At 55.3% G+C, this 17,869-nt stretch carries 16 protein-coding genes; 8 read left to right on the forward strand and 8 right to left on the reverse strand.

The annotated features are described in order from the left end of the window. Nucleotides 1-231: 231 nt before the first annotated feature. Nucleotides 232-1,020: an inositol monophosphatase family protein gene (locus Q0X97_RS08125; RefSeq protein ID WP_302066833.1), complete on the reverse strand. Its 789-nt coding sequence runs from the start codon at nt 1,018-1,020 to the stop codon at nt 232-234. Nucleotides 1,021-1,166: 146 nt separating this feature from the next. On the opposite strand from Q0X97_RS08125, the gene Q0X97_RS08130 reads away from it, so the two are divergent. After that, on the forward strand, nt 1,167-1,892 hold the full coding sequence (locus tag Q0X97_RS08130) for a 16S rRNA (uracil(1498)-N(3))-methyltransferase (protein ID WP_302066834.1): 726 nt from the start codon (nt 1,167-1,169) through the stop codon (nt 1,890-1,892). Nucleotides 1,893-1,958: 66 nt separating this feature from the next. Here the strand turns inward: Q0X97_RS08130 and Q0X97_RS08135 are convergent, their stop codons facing one another. Further along, nucleotides 1,959-4,415: a heavy metal translocating P-type ATPase gene (locus tag Q0X97_RS08135; protein WP_302066835.1), complete on the reverse strand. Its 2,457-nt coding sequence runs from the start codon at nt 4,413-4,415 to the stop codon at nt 1,959-1,961. A gap of 463 nt (nt 4,416-4,878) precedes the next feature. On the opposite strand from Q0X97_RS08135, the gene Q0X97_RS08140 reads away from it, so the two are divergent. Next, nucleotides 4,879-5,016 (forward strand): hypothetical protein, encoded by a 138-nt coding sequence (locus tag Q0X97_RS08140; RefSeq protein ID WP_302066836.1) that lies wholly within the window; start codon nt 4,879-4,881, stop codon nt 5,014-5,016. A gap of 246 nt (nt 5,017-5,262) precedes the next feature. Here Q0X97_RS08140 and rfaD read toward each other — a convergent pair whose 3' ends face one another. The 3 genes from rfaD to pyrF all read right to left on the reverse strand — a co-directional run bounded on the left by rfaD (nt 5,263) and on the right by pyrF (nt 8,104). Next, nucleotides 5,263-6,264, reverse strand: coding sequence for an ADP-glyceromanno-heptose 6-epimerase (gene rfaD, locus Q0X97_RS08145; RefSeq protein ID WP_302066837.1), 1,002 nt, complete (start codon nt 6,262-6,264; stop codon nt 5,263-5,265). A gap of 61 nt (nt 6,265-6,325) precedes the next feature. Further along, entirely contained in the window at nt 6,326-7,309 is a 984-nt protein-coding gene (gene rfaE1, locus Q0X97_RS08150; RefSeq protein ID WP_302066838.1) for a D-glycero-beta-D-manno-heptose-7-phosphate kinase, read from the reverse strand. A gap of 54 nt (nt 7,310-7,363) precedes the next feature. Then, a complete protein-coding gene (gene pyrF / locus Q0X97_RS08155; protein ID WP_244741343.1) occupies nt 7,364-8,104 on the reverse strand; it encodes an orotidine-5'-phosphate decarboxylase in 741 nt (246 codons plus the stop codon). Nucleotides 8,105-8,310: 206 nt separating this feature from the next. On the opposite strand from pyrF, the gene mnmC reads away from it, so the two are divergent. Then, complete coding sequence (gene mnmC, locus Q0X97_RS08160) at nt 8,311-10,008, forward strand: FAD-dependent 5-carboxymethylaminomethyl-2-thiouridine(34) oxidoreductase MnmC (RefSeq protein ID WP_302067704.1); 1,698 nt, start codon at nt 8,311-8,313, stop codon at nt 10,006-10,008. A gap of 215 nt (nt 10,009-10,223) precedes the next feature. Here mnmC and Q0X97_RS08165 read toward each other — a convergent pair whose 3' ends face one another. Both Q0X97_RS08165 and Q0X97_RS08170 read right to left on the reverse strand, forming a co-directional pair. After that, entirely contained in the window at nt 10,224-10,757 is a 534-nt protein-coding gene (locus Q0X97_RS08165) for an alpha/beta hydrolase (protein WP_302066840.1), read from the reverse strand. Nucleotides 10,758-10,852: 95 nt separating this feature from the next. Then, the gene (locus Q0X97_RS08170) at nt 10,853-11,629 is read right to left on the reverse strand and encodes an exodeoxyribonuclease III (protein ID WP_302066841.1); all 777 of its coding nucleotides are present in this window, start codon (nt 11,627-11,629) and stop codon (nt 10,853-10,855) included. Nucleotides 11,630-11,798: 169 nt separating this feature from the next. Between Q0X97_RS08170 and Q0X97_RS08175 the strand changes: the two genes are divergently transcribed. Both Q0X97_RS08175 and Q0X97_RS08180 read left to right on the forward strand, forming a co-directional pair. Continuing rightward, nucleotides 11,799-12,065 carry a type II toxin-antitoxin system RelB/DinJ family antitoxin gene (locus Q0X97_RS08175; protein ID WP_302066842.1) on the forward strand — a complete coding sequence of 89 codons (267 nt, stop codon included), beginning with the start codon at nt 11,799-11,801 and terminating at the stop codon, nt 12,063-12,065. Continuing rightward, nucleotides 12,052-12,318 carry a type II toxin-antitoxin system YafQ family toxin gene (locus Q0X97_RS08180; protein WP_302066843.1) on the forward strand — a complete coding sequence of 89 codons (267 nt, stop codon included), beginning with the start codon at nt 12,052-12,054 and terminating at the stop codon, nt 12,316-12,318. The genes Q0X97_RS08175 and Q0X97_RS08180 overlap by 14 nt, the downstream gene beginning before the upstream one ends. A gap of 110 nt (nt 12,319-12,428) precedes the next feature. On the opposite strand, the gene Q0X97_RS08185 is transcribed toward Q0X97_RS08180, so the two are convergent. Beyond that, on the reverse strand, nt 12,429-14,942 hold the full coding sequence (locus tag Q0X97_RS08185; protein WP_302066844.1) for a TonB-dependent siderophore receptor: 2,514 nt from the start codon (nt 14,940-14,942) through the stop codon (nt 12,429-12,431). A gap of 241 nt (nt 14,943-15,183) precedes the next feature. On the opposite strand from Q0X97_RS08185, the gene pyrE reads away from it, so the two are divergent. From pyrE to argA, 3 genes are all read left to right on the forward strand, one after another. Continuing rightward, nucleotides 15,184-15,825: an orotate phosphoribosyltransferase gene (gene pyrE / locus Q0X97_RS08190; protein WP_302066845.1), complete on the forward strand. Its 642-nt coding sequence runs from the start codon at nt 15,184-15,186 to the stop codon at nt 15,823-15,825. A gap of 221 nt (nt 15,826-16,046) precedes the next feature. After that, nucleotides 16,047-16,466, forward strand: a complete 420-nt coding sequence (locus Q0X97_RS08195; protein ID WP_302066846.1) for an MJ0042-type zinc finger domain-containing protein — start codon at nt 16,047-16,049, stop codon at nt 16,464-16,466. Next, the gene (gene argA, locus Q0X97_RS08200) at nt 16,463-17,776 is read left to right on the forward strand and encodes an amino-acid N-acetyltransferase (RefSeq protein WP_302066847.1); all 1,314 of its coding nucleotides are present in this window, start codon (nt 16,463-16,465) and stop codon (nt 17,774-17,776) included. Before Q0X97_RS08195 ends, argA begins: the two co-directional genes overlap by 4 nt. The last annotated feature ends 93 nt before the right edge of the window (nt 17,777-17,869 follow it).

Genomic DNA, 17,869 nt, shown 5'->3' on the forward strand with positions numbered 1-17,869 from the left:
CCTCTTTATCAAAATGCCGTTTTACAGGCAAAAAAAAACCATCCATACCAAGGGAGAAGTATGAATGGTCAATTACATTGCGGGAAAACGTCTTACTGTTTCAACTGCTTCAAGGGAGAAAAGCAATCTCTGTCAGTGATGAACATTCTAGCTGAGTTAGCATTAAATTGCGTTAAGCTGTGCAAGATTTCCTCTCTTTTCACATGCATTTGTAATGAGACCTTCTAAAAACTACTGGTTTTCCCGTATCCATTTCAACCAGCGGGCAAAAAGCCCCTGATGCAATCCGGCAATAACCGAACGCTTGAACACATGTTCGCCGCTCCAAAAATCATCACCCTCCAAAGTGGCGATACAACCGCCCGCCTCTTCCAAGATCAGTGCGCCGGCGGCGTAATCCCACAACTTCTGCCCGCCGTGCACATAAATATCGTAGCGGCCCGCAGCCAGATAACACCAGTCGAGCGTGCTGCTGCCCATGCTGCGGAGGCTGCCGAACGGAGCCAGCGTATTCATGCGGCTGGACAGTTTGCCGGAACGCAAATATTTGATTTCCACACCGGCAATCGCTTCATGAAGCTGTTTTTCCACATTGCGGGCGGGCAGCGGGCGGCCGTTGAGAAACGCGCCTTTGCCCCGTTCGGCATAAAAACATTCGTCGCTCACGGGGTTGTAAATCACGCCCATTTGCGAGCGGCCGTTTTTCACATAGGCGCAGGAAAGGGCGAAATGCGGCAGGCCGTTGATGAAATTATTGGTGCCGTCGATCGGATCGACCACCCAAAGCCCGTGCCTGCCATGCCGCCACAATTCCATCTGTCGCTGCAAAGTCATTTCTTCGCCCAGCATCGGGCAGTCGATAATATCGGGCAGTCTCACCGCAAATGCCGCCTGCGCCGCCAAATCAGCCTCGGTAAGCAGCGAACCGTCCGGCTTCCGGCTGACGGCGACATCAAGAAAACGCGGCATCACTTCGCTGCGCGCCACTTCGCGTACCAGCACATGCAATTTGTCTAACACGGTTTTTCCTTAATCGTTATTATTGGTTTGCCCGACCGTTAAAGCGGAGGACGGCGGCAACGGTTTGCCATCGGGCCGCCGGCACTTGCCATTTCACGCCGAAAAAGCCAATATTAGCTTTTTTCCGCCAACGACCACAACCGAACATGCCCCGTTTTTACGTTTCCGCCGAACTACACTCCGAACAAACGCTTCAACTGCCCGATAACGTCGTGCGCCACCTGCATGTTTTGCGCGTGAGGCCGCACGAAGAAATCGTTTTATTCAACGGTAACGGCAAGGCTTATCCCGCCCGCCTGTCCCTTCTGGAAAAACGCCGCGCCGAAGCGGAAATTTTACGCGAAGAGCCGACCGGCAACGAATCGCCGCTGCGGATTACGCTGATACAGGCAGTGTCGGGGGGCGAACGCATGGATTTCACCCTGCAAAAAAGCGTCGAGCTCGGCGTGGCCGAAATCCGCCCCGTTTTGAGCGAGCGCTGCGTGGTGCGCTTAGACGGCGAGCGGGCCGACAAACGGGTGGCGCGCTGGCAGGAAATCGTGATTGCCGCCTGCGAACAAAGCGGGCGCAACATCGTGCCGCAGGTGTTGCCGCTGACTTCATACAAAGAAGCCCTGAACCGCCTGCCCGAAGCCGATGCCCGCCTGCTGATGAGCCTGAACAACGCCCGCAGCTTGAACGCCGTTGCCTCTGCTCCGCAACGCATCACGTTTATGGTCGGCCCCGAAGGAGGGTGGACGGCGGCGGAAGAGCAAACGGCTTTTAATGCGGGGTTCCAATCGGTTACGTTGGGTCCGCGCGTATTGCGCACGGAAACGGCTTCACTGGCCGCCATTGCCGCCATGCAGACTTTATGGGGCGATTTTGTTTGAAGCCCCAGCCGCATCGTCTGAAAAAGTTTATTCTATAAAACAAAACTTTTCAGACGGCCTTTTCCATCATTTGTCTTTCTTCAACAGCCTTAAGGCATTGGCCGATACCAGCAGCGAACTCAAGCTCATGCCCAGTGCGGCAATCCACGGGGTAACAAACCCCAGCACCGCCAGCGGCACGGCAATCAGGTTATACATGCTCGCCCAAGCCAAGTTTTGCCGGATAACGCTACGGGTTTTCTTCGCTTGCCGCACCATCAGCGGCAGCACACGCATATCGTCATTGAGCAGCACCACGTCCGCTCCGTCGCGGGCAATATCCGCGCCGCCCGCCACAGCCACCGATACGTCGGCCTGCGCCAGCACGGGCGCATCGTTGATGCCGTCGCCAACCATCAGCACCTTTCTGCCCTGCCGTTGCAGGGTTTCGACATAGGCCAGTTTGTCTTCGGGCGAGGCTTCGGCACGGTATGCGTCCAAACCGAGCTGCCGTGCCACCGTTTCGACGGCCACGGTACGGTCGCCGCTCAACACATGCAGGCGCGCGCCTTGCGATTTGAGTTCGGCCAGCATGTCGGCAATACCGCTTTTCACTTCGTCTTCCAGCAAAAAGGCCGTCTGAAAACCTTGTTGGTTGCCGAGATACACCATGCTGCCGCTGTGTTCGATATGGGCATCTTCAGGTAGCCTGCCTGCGATTTCCGCTACAAATTCCGCCCGGCCGATCACCCAGATTTGCCGTTCGCCGTTCACTTCCACTTGCGCGCTCACACCGTAGCCGACGCGGTTGATGCGCTGTTCGGTGCGGATATCGGGCATAACATCGCCATCGTTTGCATTGCAGCTCAAAATCGCCCGCGCGATCGGATGTTCGGACTGCATTTCCAAAGCCTGCACCACGGCAAGGGCTTCGGCGGTTTTCAGACGGCCTAAAGGAATGATGCGGGAAACCGTCAGCATGCCTTTGGTAAGCGTGCCGGTTTTGTCGAACACCACATCGTCGATTTGCGACAAAGTTTCCAAACTTTGGCTGCCGCCCACCAAGATGCCGTCTGAAGCCAACGTACCGGTGGAAGCCGCCAGCGCGGTCGGCGTGGCCAGCGACAACGCGCACGGGCAAGTAATCACCAGCAGCGACACGGTAATCCACAGCGCGGTCATCGCGTCGGCGTAAATCGTCCAACCGACAAACACCGGCACCGCTGACACCAGCAGGCTCATCACGAAAGACGAAGCATATTTGTCGGCCAGCTCGGCCAAACGCGGCTTTTGCGCCAGCGCACGGTCGAGCAGCTTGGCGATGTGCGACAGGCGGGTATCGCTGCCGACGGTATCGGTGCGGATAACCAGTGGGCTTGCCGTATTCAACGTGCCCGCCACCACCGCTGCACCCTGCCGCTTCGCCACCGGCAGGCTTTCGCCGGTAAGCATGGCCTCGTTTACTTCGCTCTCGCCGGCCAGCACCGTGCCATCCACCGGAATCACTTCGCCCGCCCGCACCACGATCACATCGCCCGCCTGCAACTGCACCACCGCCGCCTCTTCGCCGGCCTCGCTTTCGGGATAAGCGGGCAGCTTGTGGCAGAACGCAGGCACCAGCTTCACCAGCCGCTCCGCCGCATCTCCGGCCTTGCGCCGCGCGATTTGCTCCATATAACGCCCGCCCAGCAGCAGAAACACAAACATGGCGATGGATTCAAAATACAAGCCCTGCCCCGCATTGCTGAGCAGCCCGTAAATACCGGCGATAAAAGTCAGGATAATGGCAATCGCCACCGGCGTATCCATACCGATGCGGCGGTTTTTGAGGTCGCGCCAAGTGCCCTGATAAAACGGCACGGCGGAATAAAACATGGCGGGCAGCACCATCAGAAAAGCGCCCCAATGCAGAATACCCAGATACAGCGGTTCGATTTCGTTGCCGTAAAGATAAGTGGGCACGGCAAACATCATGGTCTGCATCATCGACAACCCCGCCACGGCAAGACGGATGAGCGACTGCTTGCGCTCTTTCTGCGCCTGCTCTTCCACCTTCTGCGCATCATAAGGCGCGGCGGTGTAACCCGTGTTTTGGATGCGCAGCAGAATATCCGACAACGCCGTCCGGCCGCTGTCCCACAACACGCGCACGCGGCGGGTGCTGTAATTCAAATCCACCCGCAACACGCCGTTCAAACGCAAAAGCTGTTGTTCGATCAGCCACACGCACGCGGCGCAAGTGATGCCGCCGAGCATCAGCACCGCCTCGCGCTCGTTGCCCTCCCCCGTTTCCACAAACCCCGCCTGCACTTCGGGCAAGTCGTACAGTTTGATTTGGTCGAGCACTTCCTGCGGCGGCAACGCGGCTTTTTCCGCATCCGCCGTACGCTGCTTGTAATAATTGCCCAAGCCGGCATCGATAATGCTCTGCGCCACCGCCTGACAGCCCGCACAACAGGCGGGATGGGTTTCGTTTTCGTATTGAATAGGTAAGTCGATGTTTTCGGGCACGTCCAGCCCGCAATGGAAGCATGTTTTTTTCATGGGCAACGATTGTACGCGCAGGGCTTTTTTCGGGCAATGAAGCCGCTTTTTTCAGACGGCCTGTGAAAGGTTAACTATCAACCTGAGTTATCGCGCGGAAACGGCAAATTTTTAATCCGCACCGCCATAGCTGCGCCGCCGCCGAATTTTACCTTAAATAATTGTCATACCCGTTTCGGTTAAATTGTTCGGCAAAACCTTTAAAAGGCTGTCTGAAACCGCTGTCTTTTATTTTCTTAAGTTAAAAAATCTATTTATCATTGACATTATATTACGCAAATTTACAACATTATTTTGTAATATTTCCCCTATTTTAATCGATTTAAACCATAAGCATTGACGGCAAGGCTTTTTAATTTCATAATTTTATGTAGTTAAAACGTACTAAAAAACAAATATAACAAAACAAAAGGAACTCGTTTCCTTCCAAACATTTGAAAACATTTCTTTACTCGGAGAACTCGTGATCGACCGTCTTATGCCTATTTTTGCCGTAATCGGCGTACTGTCTACCATCGGCTATATCGGGCTGACAGCGTGGGTGGTGTATGACAATCTGAGCAAAGGTAAAAAGAAAACGTTGCCCGGTTCGCACCGTTAGCAATTTGTTATATTTGTTAAAAAAATCCCTCCCAAACACACACTCTCCCTTCCTTAAAACTAAAAAAACGGCAATCGAAAAAGCCGGCAATACAAAACCTTAAATCATTGCTGAATAAAGGCCGTCTGAATCTTTCAGACGGCCCCTTTTTTATTTACAGCCTGCAAACCCGACCGCTTCAGCCCCATAACGGTATCTTTAAAAAAAACGAAGCAGCCGGCGCAACTTTATAGAAGCGCTGCCCGTTTACAGATTCGTCAACAACCAATGCACGTAACGGCTCACGCCTTCGTTCACGTCTAAAAACGCACCCTCATAACCAGCCTCGCGCAAACGGGAAATATCGGCCTCGGTAAAGCTCTGGTATTTGCCTTTGAGCGAATCGGGGAACGGGATGTAGCGGATCAGCTCTTCTTTCACCAATTCCTGCAAACTCATGGCTTGCTTGCCTTCGGCTACGCGGCAGGCGTTTACGGTGGCCGCGGCCAAATCGTTAAACGGCTGGCTGCGGCCGGTGCCCAAGTTGAAAATGCCTGATTTTTCAGGATTGTCGAAGAAGAACAGGTTCACTTTCACCACGTCTTCCACGCTCACGAAATCGCGGGTTTGCTCGCCGTTGCCATAGCCTTCGTTCTCGCCGAACAAATTCACATAGCCTTGCTCGCGGTATTGGTTGAAATGGTGGAACGCCACCGAAGCCATACGGCCTTTGTGCTGCTCGTGCGGGCCGTACACATTGAAATAACGGAAACCGGCCACTTGCGCGGTCAAGCCCTCTTCCATGCGGCGGCGCACCACTTGGTCGAACAAAAATTTGGAATAGCCGTACACATTGAGCGGTTTTTCCAATTCGCGCTCTTCGCGGAAAATCTCGCCTTTGCCGTACACCGCCGCGCTGGAGGCGTACAAGAACGGAATACGCTCATCCTGACACCAATCAAGCAGATCGAGACTGTATTGGTAATTGTTGTCCATCATATACAGGCCGTTGTGCTCCATGGTGTCGGAACACGCGCCGTCGTGGAACACGGCTTCGATATCGTCGAACGGCAGCAGATGCTCGCGCACTTGGCGGATGAATTCGTGTTTGTCGAGATAATGGGCGATTTCGCATTCGGCCAGATTTTTGAATTTCTCGCCGCGGGTCAGGTTGTCGACGGCAATGATGTCGGTAATGCCGCGTTCGTTCAGAGCCTTGACGATGTTGCTGCCGATAAAGCCGGCGGCACCGGTTACGATGATGGTCATAATCTTTTCCTTTTGGTCTTTAAAATAGGGGCTGACCGTATGAAAGCGAACTTGATGACTTTCAGACAGCCTGTTGTTCCTTCAAAGCAGCGCTGAGTTCGTCAAACGAACACACCGCCGTACCCAGTTTCGCCACCACTACACCGGCGGCGGTGTTGGCAATGTGCATGGCTTCGGGCAGGCTGAAACCGGCGGCCATGCCCAAGCCCATGCTGGCAATCACGGTGTCGCCTGCGCCGGATACGTCGTACACCTCTTGGGCGCGGGTGGGCTGGTGGTCGATTTGGCTGCTGCGGAACAGCGTCATGCCTTCTTCGCTGCGGGTCAGCAGCAGGGCTGCCAAATCCAGATTACGGCGCAGGTTTTGGGCTTTTTCGGTCAGCTCCTCTTCATTACGCCAACTGCCCACCACTTCTTTCAGTTCGGCGCGGTTGGGCGTAAGCAGGGTGGCTCCGGCGTATTTTTCGTAATCGTCGCCTTTCGGGTCGATCAATACGGGCTTGCCTGCCAAGCGCGCCCATTCGATCATGGAAGCAACGTGCAGCAGGCCGCCTTTGCCGTAGTCGGACAGCACCACGACATCGTATTCCGGCAGCAAGGCGCGGTATTGCTCTTTGACCGAATCGAGAATCTCGCGGTGCGGCATTTCTTCAAAATCGAGGCGGATAAGCTGCTGGTTGCGGGCGACGACGCGCAGTTTGACGGTGGTGGAAATTTCTTTGTCGCGCATCAGATACGAAGCCACGCCGTCTTGCTGCATCAATTTTTCCAGCGCATCGGCGGCTTCGTCGTTGCCGGTAACCGACAGCAACGCCGCTTTGCCGCCCAACGAAGCAATGTTGCGGGCCACGTTGGCGGCACCGCCCGCGCGTTGGTCGGTATTGGCGATTTTGGCAATCGGCACGGGGGCTTCGGGAGAAATGCGGGAAACGTCGCCGAACCAGTAACGGTCGAGCATCACGTCGCCCACCACTAAAACGCGTGCTTGTGCAAAGCGCGATTGCAATTGTTGTATATCGGTGTTGAGTACCATAGTAATATCCATTTATCTGTGTTTTCAGACGGCCTCTTCATGCTGCGGGAGGCCGTCTGAACATATTTAAATCGAAATCTGATTGGCTGCCGCATTCACTTCGCGCAACACGGCCACGGGGTCGGCTGCCTGCGTAATCGGCCGCCCCATCACCAAGTAGGTGGAACCCGCCGCCAACGCTTGCGCGGGGGTCATGATGCGGCGTTGGTCGTCGCTGTTGCCGGCGGTATCCAAACGGATGCCGGGCGTAACCAGCACAAATTCTCCGCCCAACTCGCGGCGCAGCGGCGCGGCTTCGTGGGCGGAACAGACTACACCGTCCAAACCGGAACTTTGCGCCAGTTTCGCCCAACGCAACACCAGCTCTTCTATGGGTTGATTGAGGCCGATTTCGGCAAGGTCGCTCTGCTCCATGCTGGTCAGCACGGTAACGCCGATCAGCAGCGGTTTTTGCGCATGGTTGGCAACGGCTTCGGCGGCGGCTTCCATCATGCGGCGGCCGCCCGAAGCGTGCATGTCCACCATCCACACGCCCATATCGGCGGCTACTTTGCAGGCGTGGGCTACGGTGTTGGGAATGTCGTGGTATTTCAAATCGAGAAACAGTTTGAAGCCTTGGTTGATCAGGCTTTCGGCAAGGTTGCGGCCGGTGGCGGTAAACAGTTCTTTGCCGATTTTCAGACGGCATAGGGAGGGATCGAGACGGCGCACAAAGGCAAGCGTGTCGTGTTCGTTGGCAAAGTCCAAAGCCACAATCACGGGCGTGCGGGCGGTTTCGGTTTGGAAGTCGGCGATTAATGGGTTCATAACGGGTTCCGTGGAATATTTTCAGACGTCCTTCGGCAGCGGTTTCACATCAAATACCGGCCGCAAACCGACATCTTGGCATGGCTTGCCGCCACAGGCCGTCTGAAATCATAAAATCGCACAAATTTTAGCAGCTTTCCAACCTGTTTGTCCGCCGTTTGCTCGTGATAAACTGGCTGCCCACACTATTTTCAGACGGCCTCATCATGAATTGTCTTGCTTGGAACCACCCGCCCGCGCTCAGCTGTTTGGCAGATGCCGTCCGCAACCATGCCAAACCGCTGTATCTGATTGTGTGCCTGCCCGACCGCCTAATTCCCGAATTCAGGCCGTCTGAAACCCCATGCGCGGAAGAAAGCGCGCTGCGGCAAGCCATAGCGGGCAAACTCGGCTGCATTCAGTTCAACGGAGCCAACGTGCTGGAAAACATCCTGCCCGGCGTGCATTTATGGCTGATGCCGTCTGAAAACGCCGCGCGGCTGGGCGAGCATTTTCCGCAGCCCGTGCAATGGCAGACCGAAGCCGTGCCGCAACTGCCGCCGCAACCAGTCAAACCGTGGTTCAGGCCGTCTGAACACCGCGCCGCACCCAATCGTGCCGTTATCGTCGGCGCAGGCATTGCCGGAGCAGCCACCGCCCGTGCGCTGGCAGAACACGGCCTGCCCGTTACCGTGTTGGAAGCCGCCGAACCCGCCAACGCCGCGTCCGGCAACCGCCAAGGGCTGCTGTATGCCAAGATTTCGCCGCACAATACCGAGCAGACCGAACTGCTGCTGTGCGGCTACGGCTACACCCGCCGCCTGCTCGAAACCCTGCTGCCGAACCGCGAAAGCTGGGGCGGCGACGGCGTGCTCCACCTCAACCACGATGCCGAAGAAACCCGCCGCAATCAGGCTTTGGGCGCACACGGCCACCACGCCCACCTTTACTGCCCCGTCGATGCCGAAGAAGCCGCACAAATTGCCGGCATCGAAACCGCACAAAGCGGCCTGTATTGGCCGCAAGGCGTGTGGCTGAACCCGCCCGCGCTCGTCCGCACCCTGCTCGACCATCCGCTGATTGAACTGCACACCCGCACGCCCGTGCTTGCCGCCGAACATAACGGCAACGAATGGCAAGTCCGCACACCTGCGCACACCTTCAGCGGCAGCCATTTGATTTACTGCACCGGCGCACACAGCCCGCAAGCCGCCGACCCCAACGTCTCCGCCCTGCCTTACCGCTTGGTGCGCGGGCAAACCGACCTTGCCGCCGCCGTGCCGTATTCCGAACAACTGCGCTGCGCCCTTTCCGGCGCCAGCTACATCAGCCCCGCATGGCAAGGCTTGCATTGCTACGGCGCAACCTTCGTCCAGCACGACACCGGCACCGACTGGCGCGAAAGCGACCGCCAAACCAACCGCGCCAACCTGCACGAGTTAAACGCACAACTGGCCGCGCAACTACTTTGGCGAAACTCGCAAAGCTCGTTTTGGCGAAGCTTACCAAGTTCGCTTTCAGACGGCCTTGACGGTTCTCATCAACACCAAAGGCCGTCTGAAACCCGTTCAGACGGCCTTACCCTGCAAGGCCACGCCGCCCTGCGCTGCGACAGCCCCGACCACCTGCCCATCGTCGGCGCACTCGGCGACATCGCCGCCATGCAAAGCGTGTACGCCAAACTCGCCCTCGACAAAAACTACCGCCTCAACGCCCCCTGCCCCTACCTGCCGAACGCCTACATCAACACCGCCCACGGCAGCCGCGGCCTTGCCACCGCCCCCATTTGCGCCGCCGCCATCGCCGCCGACATCCTCGGCCTGCCCAACCCGCTGTCGCAAAGAATCCGCCGCGCCCTCGCCCCCAACCGCACCGTTATCCGCGCCATCGTGCGGCAACAGCCGTTGTTGGGAAAGGCCGTCTGAAATGGTTTTAGGTTTTCAGACGGCCTATAGTCAATCAACTTATTTTTAATACAAAGCAGCAAGCCACAGACGGTACGGGTAGTACGGCAAGGCGCAGCAACGCGTAGTAAAAATTAAGTTGATTGACTATAAAAACGGCTCGGAACCGTTGCCGAATGATGATATGCAACGCTTCCGAGCCTTTGTTCATGCGTGTTCGGTATCACACCGCCTGCTCACGCCAGCAGCATCTCCTGCAACAGCTTCATCCCCCACTGCCAGCCGTGCAAAGGCGTATTCAGACGGCCTTCGTGAGGCGATACCAGCAACCGCGCCCCCCAAAGCCGTGCCTGCTGCTGCGCCCACGGCTGCGGGCAATCATCGTCGTGCCGGCCGATAACCAGAGCCGTTTTGCAATGGCAGCGCACCCGTTGCAAAGTGTGGCATTCGTCATCGGGAAACGCGCTTTGCAGCGGCGACACCAGCATCATGTTGCGGATACGCTTCTGCATATTCACATCGGCCGGATACAGCCACGCCAGCCAACCCGACACGCCCGCACCATGCGCGACAACGGCGACATTGTGTCCGTGTATGCTGTTCCATGCCGTCTGAACCGCTTCCTGCCATTGCCGGATACTTTGCCGGCGCGACACTCCCACCGTCCGCACGGTCGGATAACTGACCGCCCAGCGGTCGATCCACATTTCCGGCTCGTCGGCATCGCGTATCAGCAGCAGGGTTAAATCTTCAAGTTCTTGGCTTTGCATGGTTGGTGTTCGAAACAAAACGGATATTCAATTTTCAGACGGCCTCTTCAAAGGTTGAGGCCGTCTGAAAAACCATATGGCGGTTTCAAGAGTTTTCAGACGGCATAATCGTATGCCACCACCAGCGGCGCATGGTCGGAGAATTTTTCTTCTTTATACACATGCGCTTCCACCGCTTTGGCCGCCAGATCGGGCGTTACCATGTGGTAGTCGATACGCCACCCCACATCGTTCGCATACGCCTGCCCGCGGTTGCTCCACCAAGTGTAGCCGGGCACTTCGGGATACAGTGTGCGCCACATGTCCACCCAACCCAAGTCGGCAATCACTTTGCCTATCCACGCGCGTTCTTCCGGCAGAAAGCCCGAATTTTTCTGATTGCCTTTCCAGTTTTTCAAGTCGATGTTTTGATGGGCGATGTTCCAATCGCCGCACACCACGATATCGCGGCCTTCCGCTTTCATCTCGGCCAGCATGGGGTAAAACGCATCCAGAAAGCGGTATTTCAACTCTTGGCGTTCGGGTGCACTGGTGCCGCTGGGCAGATAAAGCGAAATCACGCTCAATTTGCCGAAATCGGCACGCACGAAACGGCCCTCGCTGTCGAATTCTTCAATGCCCATACCGATTTGCACATTGTCGGGGCGTTGCTTGCTGTATATCGCCACACCGCTGTAACCGCGTTTTTCGGCGCAATGCCATACGCCGTGCATACCGTGCGGATTTTTCATATCGTCCGACAAATCCGGCTCTTGGGCCTTTAATTCCTGCACGCATACAACGTCGGCCCCCGAAGCGGCAATGTATTCGTGAAAGCCTTTTTTATAGGCGGAGCGGATGCCGTTGACGTTGGCTGAGATGATTTTCAACATGATGGGTGTATTGTGAATCAAGAAAATAAAACGCGATTGTAGCAGAAGTCTTCCAGGCTTTGAGGCCGTCTGAAAAAAGAGAAACTTGTGTTTCCACTTCATTGGCACTTGTATTTTCAGACGGCCTCTGGGATAATTTGTCTATCAAATGATAAACAAAGGAAAGCAAATGGCTGCCAATGCACTTGTGAGTGTGCGCATCAACGAAGATGTGAAAAACCAAGCCGGCGCAGTATTGGCCGGTGCAGGTTTAACCATCTCCGACGTCATCCGCATGACACTGACCAAAATCGCCACCGAGCAACGCTTCAGCTTCGACTACCAGCCCAATGCCGAAACCGCACGCGTTTTAGCTTCCATGCAAAACGGCACGGAAACCCTGCACCGCGCCGACAGTGTGGAAGCATTGATGGAACAGCTGAATGAAAGCGATTGAATTCAGCAACGCATTCAAACGCGATTTCAAAAAATATCCTGTACTAGCGCTGTCAACGCGCTGGATTGAAGCACTCTACTGTATATGCAGCGAACAAACTCTGCCGCCTAAATTTTGCGACCACGCGCTCACGGGCAACTGGAACGGCTTTCGCGACTGCCACATCGAGCCTGATTTGGTGCTGATTTACCGCCATACGGAAAACACAGTCGAACTAGCACGAATCGGCACACACTCCGCGCTGTTCGGCTAACAAAACAGTTTCTGCACAAACGTCAACCAAGCATGGTCGACTTATGGTTTTAATCTCAAAGGCCGTCTGAAATTTAATTTTCAGACGGCCTCTTTATCTTACCATTTGGTTTACCAAGAATATTTCGCCCCCAGCCAGAATTGGCGGCCGATTTTATACGACACGTCGCGTTTTTTCTCCTGCCATTCGGGGGTATAAACTTTTTTGCCGACGATTTTGCGGTTAAACACGTTCAACACGTCCAAATTCACTTCCAGCTTTTTCGTTTTCGCCAGCGGTTTTGCCCACGAGAAATGCCAGTCTGCGATCAGCGCGGAATTGTATTTGATTTGGTCGAACTTGCTTAAATTGCCGACATAGCCTTGGCAAAGCCGCGCGCGTTCGGGGGTACAGCGGATATTTTCCTGCGTGTATTCCACCGTGCCGGGCGAGTAACGCCAGCGTTGCGTCCAGGTAAAATACCACTTGGGCACGGATAATTCGGTTTCGATAAAGGCGTTCCACGGCTGGTTGAAATCCATCGCAGGCAGGTTGTCGGGATCTTTCAGCTTGCCGTCCACCAATACTTTTTTCACGTCCCATTCGCTCCAGTCGTAGCGTTGGAACGTGCCGATTTGGTTGGAACGGCGTTTGTTGTAATCGGCACCCGCCCGCCAACTGAGCAAGGTCGGGCCGAGCGCCCAAGGGCGGTTCAGGCCGGCGGAAAAGCTGAAGGTGTCGTTGTCGGAACGGCCGGTATTCGCCAACACACGGTAGGTTTGGCCGCTTTCATCGGTTTTTTCTTTGGTTAAAAACTGGTTGCGGCTGTTGCGGCGCACCCATTTCAACTGCCATTCGCTGTTGCCGATATGTTGGCGCACGCCCAGATTCCATTCGTTGCTGTACGGCGTTTTCAAATCGCTGCCGTCGTAACGCGGCTCTTTCAATTCGCGCGATGTCCACGGGTCTCCCAGCTCGAAACGGTCGAAATTGCGTTGGAACACATAGGCGCTGCGCAATTTGTAGGTCAGCATTTCGCTGCCGTAATAACGGTTGGCTCCGCCGAATACATGTAGTTTGACCGCTTTCAGCGGCAGGCGGTAATCGAACGCAAACCGCGGGGCGATATCGGTATTTTTCAGGAAACCGTTGTAATCCAAGCGGATGCCTGGTTTCAAGCGCAGATTGCCTTTTTCGATATCGTCTTCAAGATAAAGGGCGAGGTTGTGCGTGCCTACTTTGATATTGGCCGGATAGTTGTAGGCATAGCTGGTAAAAAACTGTTCGCCCGGAATACATTCGGTACAGTCGGTACGGTCGGTTTTCCGCGGGCCGCCGTAAATAATGGTGGGCTTTTTGCGCTCGAAGCCTTTATCGGCATATTCCGCCTCCCAACCTGCGTTGAAGCGGTGTTTCCAACCGCGCCAATCCGCTTCGTTAAACTCGAAATGCTGTTGCAGATTGATGTGTTTGCCAAACGAACGGCTGGTGCCGATGCCGCCCACGGCCGCTTCATCCACTTCGGGATGGGTTGTCCAGTTTATCGACGGCGTGTCGTCGTTGTAGCGGTATAAATTGTCTTGATCGTAGGCGGTTTTTTCTTCCGTGCTGCGGTAGCTCAATTTGGTCTGCATCCTGCCGAAGCCGGCGTAGCGTTCCCAATCCAAGTCGAAACGCCAGCCGCCGCCGCCGTTGGTAAAGCGGCCGTCTTTATAGTTGGCCGGATGGTAAGTGGCATAATGCGGTGAATACATCACTGTTGCCGACAGATTGTTATCGTCGTCGATGCGGTGCGCGCCCCGCAGCAAAAAGGTTTCGGCCAAACGCCTTTGCTTGGTCGATTGTTTCAGATGCTGGTGGAAAAAAGGAATCGAAGAGCGCTGGCGGCTGTAAGAAAACAGCACCGCCGAATCTTTGCCCACAGGTTGGTTTACCGTGAGATTGGATTCATGCTTGGTAAATTTCGGCTGCGTGTTGGGCGACTGCGCCTCGCGATATTCGTCGGCATAGAGCGGGGCGATATAATGATGCGTCCAAGTGTGGCGCGTGGTGCGGTACGACAGGCTGCCGAATGCTTTTTCTCTGTTTGCTTTGATTAAATCGGCATCCACCACGCCGCCGGTAAAGCGGCCGTAGCGGGCGGAAATATTGCTGTCTTTAACCTTGATGTTTTCCACCAGCGAAGGGCTGATCCAAAACGCCTGCGGATGGCCTGCGGGCAGCGCGCCCACCGTGTGCGAATTCACCGTATCCGCATCCAACTGCGTATCGGAACCGTTGTGCGCGGGGTTGAGATTGCTGTCGTTGCTCACGCCGTCTATCGAAAAACGGTTGTTGTAAAACTTCTCGCCGTGAAACGAAATATTCGGCGGCGCAATTTCGCCGGCACTGTCGGCCGTGCCTTCGGTATTGGAAAACTGCACGCCCGGGCTGGTGCGCAACAAATCATTGATGGTGCCGTTGCCCTTAGGCGTAGCGGCGATTCTCTCTTGCTTCCATACGTTTCCTTCCGACTTGGCGGTATAACGCTCCCCTTTCACGACAACCGTATCCAAAGCCACTTTCTCATCTTGGAGAGGCTCCGCCGACAACGCCGAAGGAATGAACATCAACGACACTCCCAAAGCTATTTTTGTTTTTTGCATCTTCCGACTCTCAATTTACAAAATGTTATACTGTAACAATTATACGTAAACTTCTGTTATTGAGAAAAGAAAATTAAAACATTAAGCTGTGCGGTAGTTTTGCAAAACCTTCTTCCGAAACACCTCGAAGGTGCCGCAGCAATATTTGCCGATGCTTCCGGTTTTATTTCAGACGGCCTGTCGCCGCTTGCTGCCTTCGGCTATAATCGGCTTTATTTTTCCGCTGGAAAGAACCGCCAAAATGTCCGATTTCCGTCAAGATTTCCTGAAATTCGCCTTAGCGCAAAACGTTTTGAAGTTCGGCGAATTCACCACCAAAGCAGGCCGTCAGTCGCCTTATTTTTTCAATGCCGGTTTGTTTAACGACGGCGCGTCCACTTTGGCGTTGGCCAAATTCTATGCGCAGGCGATTATCGAGAGCAAAGTCGAATTCGATATGCTGTTCGGCCCGGCCTATAAAGGCATTATTCTGGCGGCGGCCACCGCCATGATGCTGGCCGAAAAAGGTGTGAACGTACCGTTTGCCTACAACCGCAAAGAAGCGAAAGACCACGGCGAGGGCGGCGTGTTGGTGGGCGCGCCGCTCAAAGGCCGCGTGTTGATTATCGACGACGTGATTTCGGCCGGCACGTCGGTGCGCGAATCGGTTAAGCTGATTGAGGCGGAAGGCGCAACCCCCGCCGCCGTTGCCATCGCGCTCGACCGCATGGAAAAAGGCACGGGCGACAAATCGGCCGTGCAGGAAGTGGAGCAGCAATACGGCCTGCCGGTGGTGGCGATTGCCAACCTGAAAGACTTGCTGGCTCTGCTGGAAAACAATGCCGAATTTGGTGCTTATCTGGAGCCGGTGCGCGCTTACCGTGAGCGTTACGGCGTGGCCTAAAGCCTTTATATAGAGCTTGTTTATCCGAATAAGCCGCCCGGCTCATGTTTTCAGACGGCCTCCTGCCGTCTGAAAACATTTATACACAAATCGAACATATCGCTGCGCTTTTAGACACAGAAGCCGCCACAATTCCGAATCTTCACGGGCTTAACTACACAGGCCGTCTGAAAACACTTAAAATACCCGTTCAAACAATAACTTTAAATCAAGAAAATACCATGCTCGTAAGCGTCTGTCCTCACTGCAAAACCCGCCACAGGGTTAAAGATACGCAATTGAATGTTGCACAAGGTTTCGTGGTATGCAGCAAATGCGAAGGTCTGTTTCAGGCCAAAGACTACATGCGTGAAATGCCGGATAATGCCAAAGCCGACCAGCTTCCCTACGCGGTTACCGACGTTAAACTCGTCCACAGCATCGGCCCCCAAGTGCGCACCCGCAAAGCCATGACCAAACACGAAATTGCCGACGTGCTCGACAATCTCTTGCCGCCCGACGGCAAAACGAAAGATGCCGCACCCGCCCGCGCCCGACGCGGCAATACGACCAAGCAGGAAAACATCAACTGGACCCTTGCTTCGTTTGTGGCACTTACCGTATTGATTATGCAGCTTTTCTATCTGATTTTATTGAGATGAACCCCGTTGTCGACTTCGTGCGCGACTTCCGTGAAGCCGCACCCTATATCAACTATCTGCGCGGCAAAACGCTGGTTATCGGCGTATCGAGCAGCCTGCTTTCAGGCTCCGCACTCAACACCCTTGCCGCCGATTTGAACCTGCTTGCCAGCTTGGGCGTGCGGCTGGTTGTGGTACACGGCTCCCGCGCCCAAATCAATGCCTTGGCCGAAGCCGACCGCCACACGCCCCAATACCATAACGGCCACCGCATCACCGACGAAACCACGCTCATCCATGCCAAGCAAGCCTGCGGCATGGTGCGCAGCGACATCGAAGCCGCCCTGTCCATCGGCATTTCCCGCGCGCCCCAGCGCGGTAGTTCGTTAAGCGTGGCGGGCGGCAATTTCGTTACCGCCCGCCCCTACGGTGTGATTGACGGAATCGACATGGGCTACACGGGGCATATTCGCAAAATCGACACCGACAGCATACGCCAACGCCTCGATAACGGTGCGCTGGTATTAATCAGCCCGCTGGGACACTCCCTCAGCGGCAAAACGTTCAACCTGAGCATGGGCGATATCGCCGAAGCCGCCGCCATTGCCCTGCAAGCGGAAAAACTGATCTATCTCGTCGAACAGGAAGGCATTCTCAATACGCAGGGCAACGTATTCCGCAACCTTTCCGCGCAAGAAGCCCGCACCCTGATTGAAACCGACCGCCATCACCCCGCCCAGAGCCGCCTGCTGCAATCCGCCATCAATGCAGTGGAAAACGGCGTACAGCGCACCCATGTGCTCAGCGGGCTGCAAGACGGCAGCTTGATCGGCGAGCTGTTTTCAAGGCAGGGAGTCGGCACCTCCATTGCCTGCGGTGCCTTCATGAACATACGCCGAGCCGAAATCAGCGATATTTCCGACATCATTACCCTCATCCGCCCGCTCGAAGAGCAAGGCATCCTGTTACGGCGGAGCCGCGAATATCTCGACGAACACATCAACGAATTTTTCGTTTTGGAACACGACCGCCAAATCTACGGCTGCGTGGCTCTGAAAACTTTTGCCGGCAGCCCCGACGGCGAACTGGCCGGTTTGGTTGTTTCCCCCGAAGCCAGAAAAGGCGGCTACGGCGAATTGTTGCTCGAACACCTGATTAACGAAGCCCACGCCCGCAAAATGCGCACCTTATTCGCCCTTTCCACCCAAACCGGCGAATGGTTTGTCGAACGCGGTTTTCAGACGGCCCCCGTAGAAGAGTTGCCCGAACAGCGGCAGCGCGAATACTACGAAAGCGGCCGCAATTCGCAAGTATTCGCCTACTACCTCTAACCTGTCCGCCCGTTAAAAGCGGCCCACCGAAAGCGAACTGCAGCACCGTCGGCCCGGGCAATATACAAACCCGCCGCGCTCCGATACAATCAA

Origin of the sequence: Neisseria sp. MVDL19-042950, from assembly GCF_030504625.1 — a bacterium.
GTDB lineage: Bacteria > Pseudomonadota > Gammaproteobacteria > Burkholderiales > Neisseriaceae > Neisseria.

Coding starts and splice junctions, on each gene's coding strand:
- mnmC (WP_302067704.1), top strand. CDS start 8,311: ATGAATTGTCTTGCTTGGAACCACCCGCCCGCGCTCAGCTGTTTGGCA.
- pyrE (WP_302066845.1), top strand. CDS start 15,184: ATGTCCGATTTCCGTCAAGATTTCCTGAAATTCGCCTTAGCGCAAAAC.
- Q0X97_RS08195 (WP_302066846.1), top strand. CDS start 16,047: ATGCTCGTAAGCGTCTGTCCTCACTGCAAAACCCGCCACAGGGTTAAA.
- Q0X97_RS08130 (WP_302066834.1), top strand. CDS start 1,167: ATGCCCCGTTTTTACGTTTCCGCCGAACTACACTCCGAACAAACGCTT.
- Q0X97_RS08185 (WP_302066844.1), bottom strand. CDS start 14,942: ATGCAAAAAACAAAAATAGCTTTGGGAGTGTCGTTGATGTTCATTCCT.
- argA (WP_302066847.1), top strand. CDS start 16,463: ATGAACCCCGTTGTCGACTTCGTGCGCGACTTCCGTGAAGCCGCACCC.
- Q0X97_RS08165 (WP_302066840.1), bottom strand. CDS start 10,757: ATGCAAAGCCAAGAACTTGAAGATTTAACCCTGCTGCTGATACGCGAT.
- Q0X97_RS08170 (WP_302066841.1), bottom strand. CDS start 11,629: ATGTTGAAAATCATCTCAGCCAACGTCAACGGCATCCGCTCCGCCTAT.
- pyrF (WP_244741343.1), bottom strand. CDS start 8,104: ATGAACCCATTAATCGCCGACTTCCAAACCGAAACCGCCCGCACGCCC.
- Q0X97_RS08135 (WP_302066835.1), bottom strand. CDS start 4,415: ATGAAAAAAACATGCTTCCATTGCGGGCTGGACGTGCCCGAAAACATC.
- Q0X97_RS08175 (WP_302066842.1), top strand. CDS start 11,799: ATGGCTGCCAATGCACTTGTGAGTGTGCGCATCAACGAAGATGTGAAA.
- Q0X97_RS08180 (WP_302066843.1), top strand. CDS start 12,052: ATGAAAGCGATTGAATTCAGCAACGCATTCAAACGCGATTTCAAAAAA.
- rfaE1 (WP_302066838.1), bottom strand. CDS start 7,309: ATGGATATTACTATGGTACTCAACACCGATATACAACAATTGCAATCG.
- rfaD (WP_302066837.1), bottom strand. CDS start 6,264: ATGACCATCATCGTAACCGGTGCCGCCGGCTTTATCGGCAGCAACATC.